Source organism: Marinobacterium lacunae, assembly GCF_000705555.1.
GTDB classification, from domain to species: domain Bacteria; phylum Pseudomonadota; class Gammaproteobacteria; order Pseudomonadales; family Balneatricaceae; genus Marinobacterium_D; species Marinobacterium_D lacunae.
Genome location: NZ_JMQN01000036.1, coordinates 56,410 through 75,036, shown reverse-complemented (window position 1 = coordinate 75,036; position 18,627 = coordinate 56,410). Strand labels below are relative to the sequence as shown.

Annotated in this window: 14 protein-coding genes; 8 read left to right on the top strand and 6 right to left on the bottom strand. The window is 60.6% G+C overall.

Features of this window, described 5'->3' with window-relative positions; all coding sequences use genetic code 11:
- Positions 1–10: 10 nt before the first annotated feature.
- Together ADIMK_RS11490 and ADIMK_RS22310 are read right to left on the bottom strand one after the other, a co-directional pair.
- Positions 11–427, bottom strand: a complete 417-nt coding sequence (locus ADIMK_RS11490; protein WP_036188052.1) for a heavy metal-responsive transcriptional regulator — start codon at positions 425–427, stop codon at positions 11–13.
- 30 nt (positions 428–457) lie between these two features.
- Positions 458–580 carry a hypothetical protein gene (locus ADIMK_RS22310; RefSeq protein WP_255344278.1) on the bottom strand — a complete coding sequence of 41 codons (123 nt, stop codon included), beginning with the start codon at positions 578–580 and terminating at the stop codon, positions 458–460.
- Positions 581–810: 230 nt separating this feature from the next.
- Here ADIMK_RS22310 and ADIMK_RS11485 point away from each other — a divergent pair, with 230 nt between their 5' ends.
- Positions 811–3,831: a DUF748 domain-containing protein gene (locus tag ADIMK_RS11485; RefSeq protein ID WP_156042897.1), complete on the top strand. Its 3,021-nt coding sequence runs from the start codon at positions 811–813 to the stop codon at positions 3,829–3,831.
- Positions 3,832–3,943: 112 nt separating this feature from the next.
- Here ADIMK_RS11485 and ADIMK_RS11480 read toward each other — a convergent pair whose 3' ends face one another.
- The 3 genes from ADIMK_RS11480 to ADIMK_RS11470 all read right to left on the bottom strand — a co-directional run bounded on the left by ADIMK_RS11480 (position 3,944) and on the right by ADIMK_RS11470 (position 8,663).
- A complete protein-coding gene (locus tag ADIMK_RS11480) occupies positions 3,944–5,338 on the bottom strand; it encodes a sensor domain-containing diguanylate cyclase (RefSeq protein ID WP_051692879.1) in 1,395 nt (464 codons plus the stop codon).
- Positions 5,339–5,488: 150 nt separating this feature from the next.
- Positions 5,489–7,972: an ABC transporter permease gene (locus ADIMK_RS11475; protein ID WP_036188046.1), complete on the bottom strand. Its 2,484-nt coding sequence runs from the start codon at positions 7,970–7,972 to the stop codon at positions 5,489–5,491.
- Position 7,973: 1 nt separating this feature from the next.
- On the bottom strand, positions 7,974–8,663 hold the full coding sequence (locus ADIMK_RS11470; protein WP_036188043.1) for an ABC transporter ATP-binding protein: 690 nt from the start codon (positions 8,661–8,663) through the stop codon (positions 7,974–7,976).
- Positions 8,664–8,795: 132 nt separating this feature from the next.
- Between ADIMK_RS11470 and ADIMK_RS11465 the strand changes: the two genes are divergently transcribed.
- The 6 genes from ADIMK_RS11465 (at position 8,796) to ADIMK_RS11440 (ending at position 16,737) form a co-directional block, all read left to right on the top strand.
- Positions 8,796–9,413 carry an arylesterase gene (locus tag ADIMK_RS11465; protein WP_036188040.1) on the top strand — a complete coding sequence of 206 codons (618 nt, stop codon included), beginning with the start codon at positions 8,796–8,798 and terminating at the stop codon, positions 9,411–9,413.
- Positions 9,414–9,680: 267 nt separating this feature from the next.
- Entirely contained in the window at positions 9,681–10,943 is a 1,263-nt protein-coding gene (gene hutI / locus ADIMK_RS11460) for an imidazolonepropionase (RefSeq protein WP_081849769.1), read from the top strand.
- The gene (gene hutG / locus ADIMK_RS11455; protein ID WP_036188034.1) at positions 10,936–11,877 is read left to right on the top strand and encodes a formimidoylglutamase; all 942 of its coding nucleotides are present in this window, start codon (positions 10,936–10,938) and stop codon (positions 11,875–11,877) included. The genes hutI and hutG overlap by 8 nt, the downstream gene beginning before the upstream one ends.
- An 11-nt stretch (positions 11,878–11,888) precedes the next feature.
- A complete protein-coding gene (gene hutU / locus ADIMK_RS11450; protein ID WP_156042895.1) occupies positions 11,889–13,565 on the top strand; it encodes a urocanate hydratase in 1,677 nt (558 codons plus the stop codon).
- On the top strand, positions 13,565–15,103 hold the full coding sequence (hutH, locus tag ADIMK_RS11445; protein ID WP_036188027.1) for a histidine ammonia-lyase: 1,539 nt from the start codon (positions 13,565–13,567) through the stop codon (positions 15,101–15,103). Before hutU ends, hutH begins: the two co-directional genes overlap by 1 nt.
- A gap of 188 nt (positions 15,104–15,291) precedes the next feature.
- Entirely contained in the window at positions 15,292–16,737 is a 1,446-nt protein-coding gene (locus ADIMK_RS11440) for a Na+/H+ antiporter family protein (protein WP_197027523.1), read from the top strand.
- A gap of 59 nt (positions 16,738–16,796) precedes the next feature.
- Here ADIMK_RS11440 and hutC read toward each other — a convergent pair whose 3' ends face one another.
- A complete protein-coding gene (gene hutC / locus ADIMK_RS11435) occupies positions 16,797–17,507 on the bottom strand; it encodes a histidine utilization transcriptional repressor HutC (protein ID WP_036188025.1) in 711 nt (236 codons plus the stop codon).
- Positions 17,508–17,748: 241 nt separating this feature from the next.
- Between hutC and ADIMK_RS11430 the strand changes: the two genes are divergently transcribed.
- Positions 17,749–18,627: a MurR/RpiR family transcriptional regulator gene (locus ADIMK_RS11430; protein WP_036188023.1), complete on the top strand. Its 879-nt coding sequence runs from the start codon at positions 17,749–17,751 to the stop codon at positions 18,625–18,627.

The window sequence follows — 18,627 nt, the reverse complement described above, 5'->3', positions numbered from 1 at the left end:
GACCGGAGTATCAGTCGTCGGACGATTCCGGCTGATGCAGGTATTCCAGAATAGGGCAGTCCGACAGGCTGCCCTCTCCACAACAGAGTCCGGAGAGTGTCTGTAGAGAATGTTGCAGGCGCTTGAGATCCGCGATCTTGCGCTCCACCATTTCAATCTTGTTATCCACCCGCGACTTTACGTCTGAAGCGCTAACGTCGCCTGCGACCTCGAGTTCCAGAAGCTCGACAATTTCGTCCAGAGAAAAACCCAGCTCTTTGCTGCGTCGGATAAAGATGAGCCGGTTGAGGGTTTGTTCCGGATAGGTGCGGTAGCCGGAGGGGAGGCGTTCGGGGGAGGGGATCAGGCCTCTACGCTCGTAGTACCTTAAGGTTTCAACGCTGAGGCCCGAACGCTTGGCGAGTTCACCGATTCTGAGAGTTTTCATAGCGCTCAGCTTGGCAAACGTGAAGCGTTTTTACCACTGGACGACCTGAGTCAGTACCAGAGATACCGGCATGGTAACCCAGGCCATTGCAACCAGGTTGATCAGGATCCAGCCAAAACCGCTACCGTCGCGGAAGTTTTCGTTGTGAGCCATCGAATTTTCACCCTTGATTAGAGGACAAGTTAAGAAGAAATTTACATGCTGTTGTTATGATTGAGTTTTTTAATAAACAGCATAGAACGGGGCGGGATTTTACCAGAGCAGCCCTGTTCTGAGTAGCAGCCTAACGACCTATGGCGGGGCTTAAAGCGTCGACTTAGGAACTAAACTGAGGGATATTTCGTGGTGATAGTCCGCGCTCGAAAGGAAGGGGAGAACGCGCAGTGACAAGATGGATGAGCTGGATCGCGGGTGTGCTGATACTGATGGCACTGATGTTGGTAACGCTGCCGTATATCGTCCGCGATCAGGTGGTGATCTGGTTGTACCAGCAGGGTGTCGACAATGCCCGTTTTGATGCGCTCGACATCAACTGGTTTACCGGGCGGGTGCGGGTAAAGGGGTTGCGCGCCGAGCGAGCGGGCGAGTACCCGTTTCAGTTGGACAGCCTGCTTGTCGATCTCGATTACCCCTCCCTGATGCAGAAACAGATCCGCATTCTCAACCTCGATCTGCAGGGGCTGCGCACGGGGCTGGCGATACGCGAGGGGCAGCAGTGGCTTGGGCCTCTCAATCTCACCGAGCTATCGACCTCAGCGGATGAGCAACCGTCCCCTGATACGGATGACGCGGCGCCAAGCCCCTGGAGCTTTGGCCTCGACAACCTGCAACTCAACGCAATTGACTGGCGGCTGTCTCTCGAACAGCAGGAGCAGCGTCTGGAGCTGGATAATCTCTGGCTTGGGTCGATTTACCTCTGGCAACCGGATGTCGAAACCTCACTGAGCTTCAATGGCCGCATCAACGGTGCGCCGTTCTCGCTCGACTCAACATCGGTTCCCCTGCCACAACAGAAGCATGGCGAGCTTCAACTGCGTATCGAGCAGTTGCCGCTCAAGCCGATACTCGGCGAACTTGTGCCCCAGCTGGATGCCACGATCAGCACCGACCTCAGTCTGAGCGCGCAGCTTGATGGCGAGCGCATCAGCCTGCTGCCCAAGGGCTCCATCACTGTGGACGGATTATCCTGGCGTGACGAGGCACAGAGTGTTGCGACGAACCGTATCGACTGGCAGGGCGATGCCAGTATCGGCCTGGAGGCGCTGCGCCCCGATTCGGTCGAAGTCAAAGGTCAGTTGACCCTGCCAGAGGGCCTTAAACTGGACCAGACAGCCATGAATCTGGCACTCACGCGACTGGGCTGGCAGGGTGAGCTGCAGTTAAAGATGCCGCTGGAGGCGCCGCTGCAGGTAAAACTCGATGGCGGTTTGAACAGCGGTGCCCTCGATCTAGCTCAGGGTGGTGAGCAGCCACTCGCGCTGAAACTGGGAGGGTTGAACTGGCAGGGGGCAGTGGCGCTGGATCTGCCTGCCAAGGCACCGATGACGCTGGCGCTCGACGGGACGCTCGGAAGCGGTGCCGTGGATTTCACCCAGACATCGGCTCAGCCGCTAAGCGTCAAGCTCGACGGCGCGGATTGGCGCGGCAACACTCGCCTCCTGTTTGCCGATGCCGGCATCGATCTGTCGGGACAGAATTCCCTGAAGTTGGGCAATCTGGCGCTGGAGCAGGGCAGCAGCCTGGATCTGACACTGGCAAGCCTCGACCTTAAGACCGCGCTCACTGGCAAGGCGATGAGCCGTTGGCAGCTGGCTGACACCGCGTTGACACTGGATGCTCTGAATCTGCGTCAGGGGGATGCGTTGGAGGTATCCCTTGCAAGCATGAACGGTGCGCTTGATGCAGTCTATGATCTGGACTCCGGCGCGCTCGATTTGAAGGCCGATACGATCAAACTGGGGGCGACCGATGCCCGTCTGGCGAAAAAGCCGCTGGCGAGCGTGAAGGCCTTGAACCTGAGTGCGCTTCAGCTGGCACTGCCGCTTAAGCTTGAGCTTGCCAACGCGCAGGCCGATGGCATTAGGCTGGCGCGCACGGTTCAGAAGGAGCCACTGTTGGCGCTCAAGGGGGTGAACCTCAAGCGACTGGCGATGGACCAGCAGGGGCTTAATATCGACCGTATTGGGCTGACCGGGCTCGATACAGTGATGAATCTCGATGAGTCGATGGCGCCTGTGGATATCCGGGCCCTACAACAGCAGCTCCAGGCACTCGGTGGCGAATCCAAGGCCGCGCAGGCATCGCCTTCGCCGGATAAGTCCGGCAGCGATTCAGCCGATTTCCGTGTGCGTGTCGCTGAGCTGCGGGTGGATGGCGAGAGCCAGTTCCGCTTCAACGATCGCTCCACCGAGCCTGAGTTCAACGCGGTGGTGGCGATCGACAAGGCAAGCGTCAAGGGGATCGATACCGGCAGCGGCAAGCAGAGCACCTTTGAGCTGTCCGGCAAGGTCAACCGTTTTGCCTCACTTGAGGCCAAGGGCAAGGTGAATCTGATCGGCGCGACCCGCAGCGGTGACTGGAGTGCCGAACTCAAGGGTATGGATCTGCCAAGCCTGAGCCCCTACAGCATCAAATACACCGGCTACTTCCTCAAAAACGGCCAGCTTAACCTCGCTCTGGAAGGGACGCTGGATGAGGATAAGCTCGACGGCAAGAACCATATCCGTCTTAACCGGCTAGAGGTGAATCCTGTGGATCAGGCCCAGATCGGCAAGTTCCAGCAGCAGCTGTCCATGCCGTTGGGCACCGCCGTCGCCGTGCTTCAGGACAGCGATGACAATATCGATCTCGATGTGCCGATCAGCGGTTCGCTCGATGATCCCTCGTTCGATTACCAGAGCGTTATCAACAAGATCGCTGGCAAGGGGGTCAAGCAGGGTGTCATGAGTTATCTGCTCAAGGCGATGCAGCCTTATGGCGCGCTGATCTCCCTGGCGCAGACGGCGATTGAGGCCAGCCAGACAGGCGCCTTCATCACACTGGAACCCGTTGTGTTTGAATCGGGCACCGACACACCCACCGGTGATGTGGAGGGGTATCTGGGCAAGCTGACCGGATTACTCAAGGAGCGTGACGGGCTGCGGCTGAACCTCTGTGGCATCAGCGTCGCGGCGGATCGGCAGCGCCTGTCGCAGGCGCTTAACGAAGAGAATGCCGAGCGCAAGGAGCCTTTGGAGCCGGATGCGCTGGCGCTGGAGCTGAATGCACGCCTGCAGAGGCTTGCCAATGCCCGGGCCGAAGCGCTCAAGAGCCGGCTGCAGGGTGACGTCGCGGCGGATCGCCTCTTCCTCTGTTATCCACAGATCGACAAGGAGGGTGACCCGCGCGTGGAGCCGGCGCTTTAACCGGCTTGCCCTCTGCCACTCTCGCCTGCGACACCTGAGCCGAGACGGTTAAGCAGAGGCAACCTGGTTTCTGCCGCGCGATTTGGCAAGGTACAGATTCTTGTCCGCCCGGTTAAACAGCATCGCCCGTGTCTGCCTCGGCGACGCCGAAGCTGCAGGAGAGTCTAAGCTCTGGCGTAAGCGTGATCTGCAGTACCTCGGTGCGTATCTGTTCCGCTTTTTTCAACGCATCAGGCAGGGCCGTTGCCGGTAGCAGGATGACAAACTCGTCGCCGCCGTATCGGCCCAGTGTATCCGTCGCGCGCAGGTTGTTGCGTATCCGGTCGCACACGGCAATGAGGGCCTTGTCACCGATCACGTGACCGAAACGGTCGTTGACCGCCTTGAAGTCGTCAAGATCGAGCACAATCAGCGAAAATGGCTGCTCGTCCCGCGCACAGCGCTGCAGTTCGATCATCGACTGGCTAAGTAAAAATTGACGGGAAGCCGCGCCAGTCAGACCATCCTCCTGCACCCTTTTACGTAACTGCTGATTGTCCGCAATCAGCGTTGGCACCGACAGGCCAAAGAACGCGCTGGCGGCAATGACGTTGATGGCAAACTGATACACCATGACGTAGTCCATCAAACCGAGCAGATTGATCCCCAGAGCGATCAGAAAGCTGCCCATCGCGACGCTTATCACGGTGCGTACAGGGCTTTCGGTATAGGTAATCCACATTTGCGGAATGATCATAAAAAAGATCGCGAAGGCCGCTTCCTGAGTGCGGATGGCCGCCGCCAGCAGCAGCGTAGCGAGCAGTAAGACTGCACTCAACGCCAGTTTCCAGCCGAAGCGGTCGGAGGCACGTTCGCGGGCAAAACTGTGTAGGCTGCCGACCCAGAATTTCGGTGTCGGGTAGAACAGGGTCAGCAGACTGACAAAAAGTGGAGCAATGACCAGTACGCCGGCCATGTCGCCGATCCAGAACGGGAACCAGGTGGTCGCCAGATCGTCGGCGGGCATCATGTCGGTCAGTATCAACCCCTGCAGCACGGAAAAGACTGTCAGCAGTGACGACAGTGCGGCGATCAGCAAAAAGCTGATAATCAGATGAAAAAGCTGCAGAGAGCGCTGATCGGCCAGGTAGCGCAATATCCGCGTACCCAGGTAGTAGGGGGTGATATGGGCCACGCCGAACACCAAACCGGCTACTAACAGCTCTCCGGGCGGCAGGTTGAGCTGATACTGATAGTTGGTCCAGAGAGTACTGATGACGGCGCAAAACATGATATGGGGGATAATCCGGCTGCCGACCACCAGAAGACCGGCAAAGGTCATGCCCGCAGCTGGAAACCAGACACTGGCGTGACTGGTGTACTCGACCAGCAGTCCGAGGGCCCATACCGCCAGCCAGGCACCGATGAAGCCCAGAGACATCAGCCAGCCCCCGAGTTCGGTTCGTTTCACTATCAAGCGCGAGCCTTCGATATGCGGGGCTGCGGCGGGTTCGATGTCGTGGCGCATTGGGTTTGTCGGCTATTCGCCAGCACTCCAAAAGAAACAAGTTAGCCGGTGTCTCAGTTTCCGATTATGGCACCCTGTGTTGGCTATGGCACCTGCGCCGTACTGCCGACCTACAGAGTCTGAATCGGCGCTATCTGGCGTTCGCATTGCCTAGCTCTGCGCCTTGAGCAACCGGTAGCACTGATCGAGCTGAAGCGGTCGTCGAATCAGGAAGCCGGTTACCACAAAGAACAGGGATGACAGCATCGGCAGGATGAGCCACAAACCCGGGTGCAGCTTCGGATCGACATGCAACAGCTCCAGATGCAGGCCCGCCAGCGTAAGCTCGGCACTCAGGCTTGCCAGCACTCCGCAAACCAGCCCGAGCAGCAGAAACTCAAGCAGATCCAGCCGTCGAGTCTGCTCTGCGCTGGCGCCGAGGGTCTGGATCAGTGCCGCCTCGAATCGGCGCTGTTCCAGCGCCTGCAACAGCGTAACCGCCATCAGAATCAGTCCACACACCAGCGTCAACCCCAGAATCATGGCGGAACTGTCGCCCAGGCGTTTCAGCCAGGTGGCCAGCTGACCCAGCAGCTGATCGATGTCGACCAGCGTCAGCGACGGGAACTCCTGTAACATCTCGGTTGCCAGCGATTTGCGCGGGCCATCGAGCCTGAAGCTGGTGATCCATGTGGAGGGGTAGTTCTCCAGCGCACCGGGGCTGAAAATGACGTAAAAATTGGGTCTGAATGAGGTCCATTGAACACCGCGAATGCTGGTGATGCGTGCCTCCACCGACTGCCCGCCGATATCAAAACCGAGCTGGTCCCCGAGCTTGAGCCCTAAATCCTCCATCATGTCTTGCTCGACCGAGATCTGCGGCTGTTCGGGGGTACTGCTCCACCACTGTCCGGCCAGCAGCTCGTTATGTTCAGGTTTGGTCGCCATCCAGCTCAGATTCAGCTCCCGCCTCAACGTGTTGTCACCGAGCTGATCCGGTGTCAGCTGCGGACGGATCGGTTTGCCGTTAAGCAGTGTAAGTCGCCCGCGAATCATCGGATACAGCGTGCTGTCGATGCTGTTATCGTGCAGGAAGGTATCCAGATCGCTGCGCTGCCAGGGCTGAATATTGATAACAAAGTAGTTGGGCGTGTCCGTGGGGAACTTGGCGCGCCACTCTGTCAGAAGATCGGCGCGGCTGACCCAGACCACCGCCAGCAGCGTCAGCAGCAACACGATGACCGCCGATTGCAGACGGTGCCATTTGCGTTGCTGCCGAAGTCTCAGGCGCAACAGGCGTCCCAGCATCAGTTTCCGAGCCAGAGGCTCAGCCGCCTTCTGCAGTAGCGCCTGGGCGATAAACCCGAACGCCAGCCCGCCGATTACCAGCAGCACAAGCAGAATCAGCGCCGCCAGCGGTGCCTTGAGTACCATAAACAGGGTCAGTGCCAGCAGCGCCAGACAGGCCACCAGTAAAGCGCGGGCGCGCAGATCCTGTGGCGGTGTATCGCCGCGCAGCAGGTGGGCAACCGGCACCCGGGCCAGCGACAGAATCGGTGGCAGGCCAAGCATGATCAGCATCACCAGCCCCAGGGCTGCACCGCTTAGCCATGATAGTGCGGCCGGATCCGGCAGGCGTTGCGGCAGCAGGTTGCTGAGCCAGCCCTGCAGCAGCGTATCGAGCACGGCGGCAGTAGCGAGGCCCAGCAGCGCCAGTACCGCCCAGGCGATCAGTAGCTGGTAGAGATAGATGCGCAGCAGCTGTGCAGGCGAGAGCCCCAGATTTAGCAGCAGGGCGCTGCGGGTGTACTGCTTCTGACCGAAGCGGCGCAGGCTCAGCAGAATGGTCAGGGCCGACAGCAGCAGAGCCGTTAGCGCGGCCAGCTTCAGGTAGGCAAGGGCGTTACCCAGCGCATCACCGGTGAGCGGCTGGTCGGTCCGCAGGGCCAGCAGGCGCTCGTGGTCGGCAAGATTGGGGCGCAGTTGCGCCTCCAGTGCGGAGATCTGTTCGGGAGAGCCCGCCATCAGCAGGCGGAAGTTGGCGCGGCTGCCCGGTGCCAGTACGCCGGTCGCCTTGAGTTCGGCGCGGTTGATCAATACATGGGGGCTGAAACTGCGAAAGCCGCTGCCGCGGTCCGGTGAGCTGATCAGCTCGGCGCTGATTCGAAAGGTGCTGTAGCCCAGCTGCAGCGCGTCACCGATCTTCAGGCCGAGCTGCTGAAGCACCCGCGCCTCCACCCAAGCCTCTCCGCTGGCGGGCAGGGGACTGTCATGGGCAGGCAGGGTTTCGATCTCGCCCCGCAGGGGGTAGGGCGCGTCAGCGGCACGCACCGAGACCAGCATCGGTGGATGCTCGGCATTATCCGGGCTGGAGATCATGCTGGGAAACTGAACGACCTGCGTCTGCTCGATACCGGAGACATTGAGCTGCTCGAGCCGTGCTGGGTCCAGCGGACGGCTGCTGCTCAGCACCAGATCGGCGCCGAGCAGGTTGGCGCTCTCGCGCATCAAACCGCGCTCCAGACGGTCGCCCAGCAGGGTGAGCAGTGTGGTCAGGGTGATGGCGATCCAGGTGGCCAGCAGCAGGGCGCGCCATTCGGTGGTGCGCAACTGGCTGCGCAGCTGGCGCAGCGCGAGACGGGGAAGCAGGGTCATCTCAGGCCTCCGTCAGGGTGCCGTTGTGCAGACGCAGGCGACGCTGGCAGCGGGCGGCGAGTTCTGCATCGTGGGTGATCAGGATAAGCGTGGTGCCCTCCTGAGCGTTTAGCCTGAACAGCTGATCGATGATATGGGCGCCTGTGTCTTCATCCAGATTGCCGGTGGGCTCGTCGGCGAACAGCAGCCCCGGTCGGGTGGCAAAGGCGCGGGCGATCGCCACTCGCTGCTGTTCGCCACCGGAGAGCTGGGCCGGATAATGATCGGTACGGTCGGCAAGGCCGACCTCGGACAGCCAATGCCGGGCATCCCTTTCCGGGTCTGCCGCGCCGCGTATCTCCAGCGGCAGGCGCACGTTATCCAGCGCGGTCAGTTCCGGCAGCAGGTGAAAGGACTGGAAGATAAAGCTGATCTTGCGAGCGCGCAGCTCGGCCCGCTGGCGGTCATCCAGCGTTTCGATCGCTTGACCATCGATGCTCACGCGTCCGCTGCTGGGCGTATCAAGACCTGCCAGCAGGCTCAACAGTGTGGACTTACCGGCACCCGAGCGACCAATTACCGCAAGGCTCTCACCCCGGGCGATGGTCACATCGAGATCCGTAAACAGGTCGACGCGACCGGCTTCGGTGTTGAAATGCTTGCTGATCGCCCGGGCTTCGATCATCGCCGGGCTGAGGGTAGACTGATCCATATCGCTCCTTGCTGGCCTATAAGCAGGTCTACGCAAAACGTTGTCGTTCGGTTCTGCCGTTCTGTTTATGAACGGATAAGCGTCGAAAGGTTCTAACCGAGGCATAGCGCTAGTAATAACAGGACACCCTGCATGCGAATAGTGATCTTTATGTTGGTACTGCTCTCAAACCCCGTCTTCGCCAGCTCCATGCTGGTGCTCGGCGATAGCCTGTCGGCGGCCTACGGCCTGCCGCTGGAGAAGGGCTGGGTCAATCTGATGCGCGAGCGGGCACAGGCGCAGGACCCGAGCATTGACGTGGTCAATGCCAGCGTCAGCGGCGAAACCACCAGCGGGGGGCTTTCAAGATTGCCGGGTCTGCTTGAGACCCATGCGCCGGCGATCGTGCTGATCGAGCTCGGGGCCAACGACGGTCTGCGGGGCACACCTCTGAATATTGTGCGCGACAACCTAAACGGTCTGGTCGAGCGCGCGCAGGCATCCGGCGCACAGGTGGTGCTGATCGGTAACCGGCTGCCGCCCAACTATGGGCCGCAGTACACTCAGGCGTTCTTCGACCTGTTTTCTCAGGTGGCAACCGAGAAGGGCGTAGCCTTGGTGCCGTTTCTGCTTGAGGGTGTCGCCGAAGACTGGGATCTGATGCAGGATGACGGTTATCACCCGAAGGCCGAGGCGCAGCCGCGTCTGCTTGAAACCGTCTGGCCCCAAGTGGCGCCGCTGCTGGCGGATGGTGGTGCCAAGGGGGCCTGAGCAGCCTCCTGTCTTTATTGTCTCCTAATGTATATACATTTATTTACCCTCTTCATCGAACGGCTCTACACACGTTTCACGACACCTCTCTCATGCTCGCTGTGTAACCTCCCCTGAACCGATCGCCTTGGCTGGAATGCCTGTAACTATAGGCTTTGCGTAGGCGATGCGGCGCTGATCTCCAGCCTATTCACTATCTGAGCGGTTCGGGCTCTGAACCTGCATGCACGAAAATCATTTGCGCTTTCAGAATCCTGTGATATACATATGTATATACAAACTAGTATGAAGAGCTGGATCGTGACTGAATTGTCTGAACGCATCTGGATTAATGCCAACATCGCTACGCTCGATCCCGGCGTCGACGCGCCTTACGGTGCTCTGCTCGATCAGGCACTAACCGTGCGCGATGGTCGTATTGTCAGCCTCGTACCGATGGCGGATCTGCCGGCGATTCCGGACTCGGCCGAGGTGGTCGATGCCCGTGGCGGCTGGATAACCCCGGGCCTTATTGATGCGCATACCCATCTGGTATTTGCCGGCAATCGAGCCCGCGAATTCGAGCAACGCTTGCTTGGGGTCAGCTATGAGCAGATTGCCCGTGACGGGGGCGGCATCCTCTCTACAGTGCGCGAGACCCGTGCCGCCTCTGTCGAGCAGCTGGTCGCTCTGGCGCTGCCGCGTATCACCGCGCTGATGAAAGAGGGGGTGACGCAGGTGGAGATCAAGTCCGGCTACGGGCTCGACCCGGTCAGCGAGCTGAAGATGTTGCGCGCTGCACGGCGCCTCGGCGAGTGTCTGCCGGTGCGTGTCGCCACCTCCCTGCTGGCCGCTCATGCCCTGCCGCCGGAGTACGCCGATAACTCCGATCGCTACATCGAGGTTATCTGTCGGGAGATGATCCCGGCCGCGGTAGAAGAGGGGCTGGCCGATGCGGTGGATGTGTTCTGCGAAACCATCGCTTTCTCGCCACAACAGTGTGAACGGGTATTTCGTGCCGCCGCCGAGTATGGCTTAGGCATTCGGGCCCATGTCGAGCAGCTCTCCAACCTTCACGGCGCTGAACTCGCAGCGGGTTACGGGGCTTGGTCGGTGGATCATCTGGAGTGGCTGGATGAGGCCGGGGTCAAGGCGCTGGCCGCGTCCGGCACCGTTGCGACGCTGCTGCCGGGGGCCTTTTACTGCCTGCGAGAAACACGTCTGCCGCCGATCGATCTGTTGCGTAAGTACGGAGTTCCGATGGCACTGGCCACCGATCTTAACCCCGGCACCTCGCCGCTTGCCTCCTTGCGTCTGGCGATGCACATGGGGTGCACACTGTTCCGCCTGACGCCGCAAGAGGCGCTGGCCGGTGTGACCTGCAACGCCGCGCAGGCGCTTGGCCAGGGCGATGAGCTGGGTCGGATCGGTGTCGGCATGCGGGCGGATATGGTGCTCTGGGATATCGAGCATCCGGCCGAGCTGGCCTGCCAGTTCGGCGTCAACCCAGTGCGTCAGCGCATAGTGGGCGGGGAGGTGTGCAATGTCTGAACTGCCGTTCAATGAGATCTGGTGCGGTCGGGTCGATGCGGATGAAGCGCCGGGGTTGGCGACACGCCTGCATCAGGTGATTACCCCCTTGAGCGAAGAGCCCGCCGGACTGGCGCTGGTCGGTTTTTGCAGCGATGAAGGGGTGCGGCGTAATCAGGGCCGTACAGGGGCTGCCGAGGCACCGGATCGAATTCGGCGTTTGCTGGTGAACCTGCCCTGGTCGCCTGAGCGGCCGGTCTACGATGCCGGCAATATCCGCTGCGAAGCCCAAGAGTTGGAGCACGCCCATCAGGTGCTGGCCGATCGCGTGACATCACTGCTGGACAGCGGGCATCTGCCCTTCGTGCTCGGCGGTGGTCATGAGGTGGCCTACGGCAGCTGGCTGGGGCTGGCACAGCATCTGGAAGCGCAGGGCGCTGTGCCGCGCATCGGCATTATCAACTTTGATGCCCACTTCGATCTGCGTAACGACACACAGGGCTGCAGTTCGGGTACGCCCTTCCTGCAGATCGCCAACGCCTGTGAGCGCAAAGGGTATCCATTTCGCTACTGCTGTCTGGGTGTCAGCGAAATGTCCAACACGCGTGCGCTGTTCCAGCGCGCCGAACAGCTTGGCGTCAGCTACCGCAAAGACGCCGATATGGGAATCAACCAACTGGACGAAACCCGGGCGCAGCTCAAGCAGTTTATGGATGGCTGCGATCTGCTCTATCTGACCATCGATCTGGATGTACTGCCGGCCTGGGTGGCGCCCGGTGTCAGTGCTCCGGCGGCGCGAGGGGTTGACCTCGATGTGCTGGAGCCGCTGATCGAGGCGGTCCGGGCCAGCGGCAAGCTGCGCCTGGCCGACATGGCCGAGTACAACCCGGCGTTCGATATCGATCAACGGACCGCCCGCGTCGCGGCGCGTCTGTTCCACTGTATTGTTAAATGAGGCCAATAATAATGACCGATTTTCGTCTCGATACCGCGCGTGTCATCAAGGCACCCACCGGCAGTGAAAAAACCTGCAAAAGCTGGCTCACCGAAGCGGCAAAACGGATGTTGATGAACAACCTGCACCCGGATGTGGCCGAGCGCCCCGAAGCGCTGGTTGTGTACGGTGGTATAGGGCGTGCCGCGCGCAACTGGGCCTGCTATGACAAGATCATCGAAGTGCTTGAGCGGCTGGAGGATGACGAGTCTCTGCTGATCCAGTCCGGCAAGCCGGTGGGCGTGTTCAAGACCCATCCCGATGCGCCGCGGGTGCTGATCGCCAACTCCAATCTGGTGCCGCACTGGGCCAACTGGGAACACTTCAACGAGCTGGATAAGAAAGGACTGATGATGTACGGCCAGATGACGGCCGGTTCCTGGGTCTACATCGGCTCGCAGGGCATCGTGCAAGGCACCTACGAGACCTTTGCCGCGATGGCCAAGAAACACTTCAATGGCGAGGCGAAGGGGCGCTGGATTCTGACCGGCGGTCTTGGCGGCATGGGTGGTGCCCAGCCGTTGGCAGCAACCATGGCCGGTTACTCCTGTATCGCCGTGGAGTGCGACGAAACCCGCATCGATTTCCGTCTGCGCACCCGCTATGTCGATCACAAGGCGCATACGCTGGATGAGGCGCTGGCGATTATCGATGAGGCCAAGGCGCGGGGCGAGGCGGTGTCTGTTGGTCTGTTGGGTAACTGTGCCGACATTCTGCCGGAGATCGTCGCGCGCGGCATCGTGCCGGATGTGGTCACCGACCAGACCAGTGCCCACGATCCGCTCAACGGTTACCTGCCCAAGGGCTGGACGCTGGAATACGCCGCCGAGATGCGCCAGAAGGATGAAGCGGCTGTTGTCGATGCCGCAAAGGAGTCGATGGCGATCCACGTGCGCGCCATGCTCGAGCTGCAAAAGCGCGGCGCGGCCACCACCGACTACGGCAACAATATTCGCCAGATGGCGTTCGACAAGGGCGTGAAAAACGCGTTCGACTTCCCGGGCTTTGTACCGGCCTACATCCGCCCGTTGTTCTGCGAGGGGATCGGCCCCTTCCGCTGGGTGGCGCTGTCCGGTGATCCGGAGGATATCTACAAGACCGACCAGAAGGTGAAGGAGCTGATCCCGGACGATCCGCACCTGCATAACTGGCTGGACATGGCGCGTGAGCGCATCGCCTTTCAGGGGCTACCGGCCCGTATCTGCTGGGTCGGCCTGAAGGATCGCGCCCGTCTGGCGCTGGCGTTCAACGAGATGGTGAAAAACGGCGAGCTGAAGGCACCGGTGGTGATCGGTCGCGATCATCTGGATTCCGGCTCCGTGGCCAGCCCCAACCGTGAGACAGAGGCGATGCAGGATGGCTCGGATGCGGTCTCCGACTGGCCGTTGCTGAACGCGCTGCTGAACACCGCAGGTGGTGCCACCTGGGTGTCGATCCACCATGGTGGCGGTGTCGGCATGGGCTTTAGCCAGCATGCCGGTGTGGTCATCGTTGCCGACGGCAGTGACGAAGCGGCCAAGCGCCTGGGCCGGGTGCTGCGTAACGACCCGGGTACCGGTGTTATGCGCCATGCCGATGCCGGTTACGATATCGCGATCGATTGTGCGAAAGAGCAGGGGCTCGATCTGCCGATGCTGGAGGGTAAATAATGACAACACTGACTATCCGTCCCGGCGAGATGACGCTTGCCGAACTCAGACAGGTGAATGATCGGGCGATCCGGCTACAGCTGGACCCCACCAGCCATGAGGGGATTCACGCCAGCTCCCGTGCGGTAACGCGGGTGATCGAGGAAAACCGCGTGGTGTACGGCATCAATACCGGCTTTGGCCTGCTGGCTAACACCCGCATCGCGCCCGAGGATCTCGAGCTGCTCCAGCGCAGCATCGTGCTCTCCCACGCAGCGGGTATCGGCGCGCTGATGAGTGAGTCCACCGTGCGGCTGATGATGGTGCTGAAGATCAATTCGCTGGCACGGGGCTACTCCGGCATCCGTCTGTCGGTGATCGAGGCGCTGATCCAGCTGGTTAACGCCGAGGTTTATCCCTGCGTGCCGGAAAAGGGCTCGGTGGGCGCATCCGGTGATCTGGCACCGCTGGCACACATGAGCACGGTGCTGCTGGGCGAGGGTGAAGTTATCCACAAGGGCGAGCGGATCAGTGGCGCAGAAGGCCTGCGTATCGCAGGTCTCGAGCCGATTACGCTGGCGCCGAAAGAGGGTCTGGCGCTGCTCAACGGTACTCAGGCATCCACCGCATTCGCCTTGCAGGGGCTGTTTGCCGCCGAGGATCTCTATGCCGCCGCGACCGCGGCCGGTGCTATATCGGTGGAAGCGGCGCTGGGCAGCCGCCGTCCGTTCGATGCCCGTGTTCACGCCGTGCGCGGCCAGAAGGGGCAGATCGATGCCGCGGCAGCCTATCGTCACCTCCTCGGTGAGCGCTCCGAGATCGGAGACTCCCACGCTGGTTGCGAGAAGGTACAGGACCCATACTCCCTGCGCTGTCAGCCCCAGGTGATGGGCGCCTGCCTGCAACAGATCCGTCAGGCCGCCGAGGTGCTGCTGGTCGAGGCCAATGCAGTATCGGATAACCCGCTGGTGTTCGCCGACGAGAACGACTTTATCTCCGGCGGTAACTTCCACGCCGAGCCGGTGGCGATGGCGGCGGATAATCTGGCACTGGCGATCGCCGAGATCGGTGCGCTGTCGGAGCGCCGTATGGCGCTGCTGATCGACTCCAACCTGAGCAAGCTGCCGCCTTTCTTGGTGGATAACGGCGGCGTTAACTCCGGTTTCATGATCGCACAGGTGACTGCGGCGGCACTGGCGTCGGAGAACAAGACACTGGCGCATCCGGCGTCGGTAGACAGTATGCCGACCTCGGCCAATCAGGAGGATCATGTCTCCATGGCCACGTTTGCAGCCCGTCGTCTGCGCGATATGGCCGACAATACAGCCGGCGTGTTGGCGGTAGAGCTACTGGCCGGTTGTCAGGGGCTGGATTTCCGCGCACCGCTGGCCGCCTCTGAAGGGGTTGAAGCCTGCAAGGCGCAGCTGCGTGCGGTGGTGCCCTTCTACGACAAGGACCGTTACTTCGCGCCCGATATCGAGCGTGCCAAGCAGTTGATCCAAAGTGCGGCCTTAAACGCACATCTGCCGGTGAGTCTGCTGCCAAGCCTTGGCGGCTGATATTGCCAGCTGACGGGGCGGCGACAACCGCCCTGTCGACCTCTACAGCGAATCTCAGGATGGTGGGCGCCTCGTCGGCACTCACTGGGCCTTTTCATGCCTGAAGTCATCCCTTGGGGTGTTTGTGGCGTGAACTGAGGTGGGGGTTCGCTTTACACTAATAAGTATAAGTATGAATGAGGTTATCCATGAACGACGCGTTATCCTCCGGTGCCCCGGAACAGACCGGTGTGTCCCGGAGTGTTGTCCTGATCTTTGCGGTGATCGCCGCGTTTCTGCTCTACACCAGCTTCTCGCCCGTGACCGCCGGTCTCAATGCCGTGTTGGTCAGTGTATTGGTGATGATCGTGCTCAGCCTGATGCGGGTGAACGTGGTTATTGCACTGATCACGGCGGCGGTTCTGGCCGGTGCCATCAGCGGGCTCTCGGTACATGACACCATCGGCTCCTTTAACGAGGGCCTGCAGGGTGGGGCGCAGATCGCGCTCAGTTACGCACTGCTCGGGGCTTTTGCGGTGGCGATCTCCAAATCCGGTATACCGCATATGCTGGCCGACAAGGTGGCGGCGCTGATCGGCGATAAAACCGATCAGCGTCAGGTTGGCCTGATCCGGTACGGCCTGACCGCGATACTGGCGCTGGCGTCTGTGTCGTCACAGAACATCGTGCCGATCCACATCGCGTTCATTCCCCTGCTGGTGCCGCCGCTGCTCTACGTGATGGCGAAGTTGCGGATGGACCGCCGTCTGGTGGCCTGTGCGTTGACCTTCGGGTTGGTAACGCCCTACATGCTGTTGCCGGTGGGCTTCGGCTCGATCTATCTGAATGACATTCTGCTCGGCAATATCCAGCAGAGCGGACTGGATGTCAGCGCTGTGAGTCCGCTGCAGGCGATGGCGATTCCGGCGCTCGGTATGGTTGCGGGGCTGCTGATCGCCATCTTCTTCAGTTATCGCGGAACCCGGGACTACGATCTGAACCGGATCGAGCGCACCGAAAGCACCGGTACGCCCTATTCGCCGAAAACCCTGATCGTGGCTGTTGTCGCACTGGGCGCTGCGTTCATGGTGCAGCTGTTTACCGACTCCATGGTGTTTGGCGGATTGGTCGGCTTTCTGATCTTCTCCCTGTCCGGCGTGCTGAAATGGCAGGAAGGAGATGACGCCTTCGTTGAAGGGATGAAGATGATGGCGATGGTCGGCTTCATCATGATCGCCGCGAGCGGTTTTGCTCAGGTGCTGCGCGATACCGGTGATATCGGATCGCTGGTCAGCGCCTCGGCCAGTCTGGTCGAGGGCAGCCGTGGGTTGGCTGCGTTTGCCATGCTGGTGGTGGGGCTACTGATTACCATGGGCATCGGCTCCTCCTTCTCCACGGTGCCGATCATTGCCGCGATCTTTGTGCCGCTGGCGGTGCAGCTGGGCTTCTCGCCGATTGCCGTGGTGGCGCTGGTGGGAACAGCCGGTGCTCTTGGTGATGCGGGCTCACCCGCCTCTGACTCGACACTGGGGCCAACAGCCGGTCTCAATGTGGACGGCCAGCATAACCATATCTGGGATACCGTGGTGCCGACCTTTCTGCACTACAACCTGCCGCTGCTGGTCTTCGGCTGGTTCGCCGCCGTCACCCTCTGATCCCCTCGCGGGCCCGTGGTCTACCCTCGGGCTCGCAACGCTTTTATCAGGTGCTTATATCAGGCGCTTAGCGTTGTGATCGAGCGCAGCTTGTAGCGTGGCCCTGGGTGGGTCAGGCTGGCGTAGCTGATAAGCCGTCCATCGGACCAGGTTCGTCTGCCCACCAGAATGCAGGGCGTACCGGCGTCGATCTCAAGTAGCGCCTGTGCGCGGGTGTCCGGCAGCACCGCTTCGACGATATGTTCGATACTGGAGATCGGGCAGGTTTTGGAGAGGTACTCGTTGGGTGTGGCGAGGGTGAAATCCTGATCGATATAGCCCGGTACCAGCGCTGCGGCGACATAGCGATCCTCCAGCTGAATCGGCATGCCCTCCTCAAGATGCACGATCACCGAATGGTAGACGCGGGTGCCGATCGGCAGCCCCATCTGCATCGCGACCACCTCATTGGCAGCGGTGCTTTCAAGGCGCTCCACCCGGCAGCTGTAGGCGTGGCCGCGGTGGCGCACCTCCTCGGCGATGTTACGGATCTCCGCCAGTGGCGATTCCGCTTTGGCATCGGCGATAAAGGTGCCCAGTCCCGGATAGCGTACCAGTCGGTTCTCCTGTACCAGATCACGTATCGCCTTGTTCACTGTCATGCGGCTGACGGAGAACTGCTCGGCCAGTTGGTGTTCGGTGGGGATGCGGCTGCCGGGCGTGTATCGCTGCTGCTCGATACCGTCGAGAATGTACTGCTTGATCTGCTGGTAACGCGGCTGGTTGCTCACCCGATATCCCGGTTCTTGGCTGATGTCATTGCTCGATTGTATATATCTATTGCCGGGGGCTCAATTTAACCTCGAGCGCTTATTGGCGGTGCTTGAGAGGTGCCACCGGAAACTGTGCTCAGGGCCTTGTGGTCCTATTGTATATGCCTCTCCCGTGGGGGCGCGCTCCGTCATTCGCACTGGATATGAAGCTGAAGACGGGGCAAGATCATCAGCTTACGTACCTGTTGTCGGGGTCCTGATGGAAAACCTCTTCTCCTCCCACTCTCAATCGGTCGCACCGCGACTGGCGAAAAAGCTACAAGCTTCGATGCCCCAGCTTTCGGCATCGGAGGCGCGGGTTGCCCAGTATGTGTTGCTCAACCTCCATCAGATGGGCTTCGAGACCGGCGCATCAATCGCCAAGAATGCCGCCGTCAGTCCGATTACGGTCAGCCGTTTTTTCAACAAATTGGGATTTAAGGGCATCTCCGCGCTCAAACGCGAGCTGAAACAGGAGATGACAGAGGTCGAAGGGGAGGGGCCTCAGGCGGATTCACCAGGCAAACCGCTTCACTATGAGCAGACGCTGGCGGCTGAATCCCAGGCGTTGGCCGGTATTGCCCGGCAGGTGCAGAGTGAGATGTGGTCTGACATGACCCGTGTGGTGGCCGATGCGCAACGGGTATTCGTGACCGGGTTTCAGTCGGTACGCGGATTGTCCGAGGATTTCGGCAAGCGACTGGGGCTTGCGCGTGACGGTGTGCAGTACATATCGGCGCACGACAGTATGCTAAGCGAATGGATCGCGATACACGCCGACGCAGAGGGCCGTCACGCCTGCCTGGTATTGATCGACGTGGTGCCCTATGCCGGCGAGGGCCGGATACTCTGCCAGATGGCGGCGGAGCTCGGCATGGAGCTGATTATTATTACGGACGAATCCTGTCACTGGGCAACCGAATACACCCGCTATGTCGTCTATGCGAAATCAAGAACAGGCCTGTTTCTTGAGTCCACCAGCGCGTTGACGCTGGCGTTGAACATGCTTGTGGATTCGGTTGCGGCGGTTAATCCGGAGATCAGCGCCGACAGATCTGAGCGTTGGCAGGCGATCACCCGTCGCCTGGGACTGTTCTGA

Bases quoted from the DNA above. Each gene is read 5' to 3' on its own strand.
- ADIMK_RS11490 (WP_036188052.1), bottom strand. From the start codon at position 427: ATGAAAACTCTCAGAATCGGTGAACTCGCCAAGCGTTCGGGCCTCAGC.
- ADIMK_RS22310 (WP_255344278.1), bottom strand. From the start codon at position 580: ATGGCTCACAACGAAAACTTCCGCGACGGTAGCGGTTTTGGCTGGATC.
- ADIMK_RS11480 (WP_051692879.1), bottom strand. From the start codon at position 5,338: ATGCGCCACGACATCGAACCCGCCGCAGCCCCGCATATCGAAGGCTCG.
- ADIMK_RS11475 (WP_036188046.1), bottom strand. From the start codon at position 7,972: ATGACCCTGCTTCCCCGTCTCGCGCTGCGCCAGCTGCGCAGCCAGTTG.
- ADIMK_RS11470 (WP_036188043.1), bottom strand. From the start codon at position 8,663: ATGGATCAGTCTACCCTCAGCCCGGCGATGATCGAAGCCCGGGCGATC.
- ADIMK_RS11465 (WP_036188040.1), top strand. From the start codon at position 8,796: ATGCGAATAGTGATCTTTATGTTGGTACTGCTCTCAAACCCCGTCTTC.
- hutI (WP_081849769.1), top strand. From the start codon at position 9,681: ATGTATATACAAACTAGTATGAAGAGCTGGATCGTGACTGAATTGTCT.
- hutG (WP_036188034.1), top strand. From the start codon at position 10,936: ATGTCTGAACTGCCGTTCAATGAGATCTGGTGCGGTCGGGTCGATGCG.
- hutU (WP_156042895.1), top strand. From the start codon at position 11,889: ATGACCGATTTTCGTCTCGATACCGCGCGTGTCATCAAGGCACCCACC.
- hutH (WP_036188027.1), top strand. From the start codon at position 13,565: ATGACAACACTGACTATCCGTCCCGGCGAGATGACGCTTGCCGAACTC.
- ADIMK_RS11440 (WP_197027523.1), top strand. From the start codon at position 15,292: ATGAACGACGCGTTATCCTCCGGTGCCCCGGAACAGACCGGTGTGTCC.
- ADIMK_RS11430 (WP_036188023.1), top strand. From the start codon at position 17,749: ATGGAAAACCTCTTCTCCTCCCACTCTCAATCGGTCGCACCGCGACTG.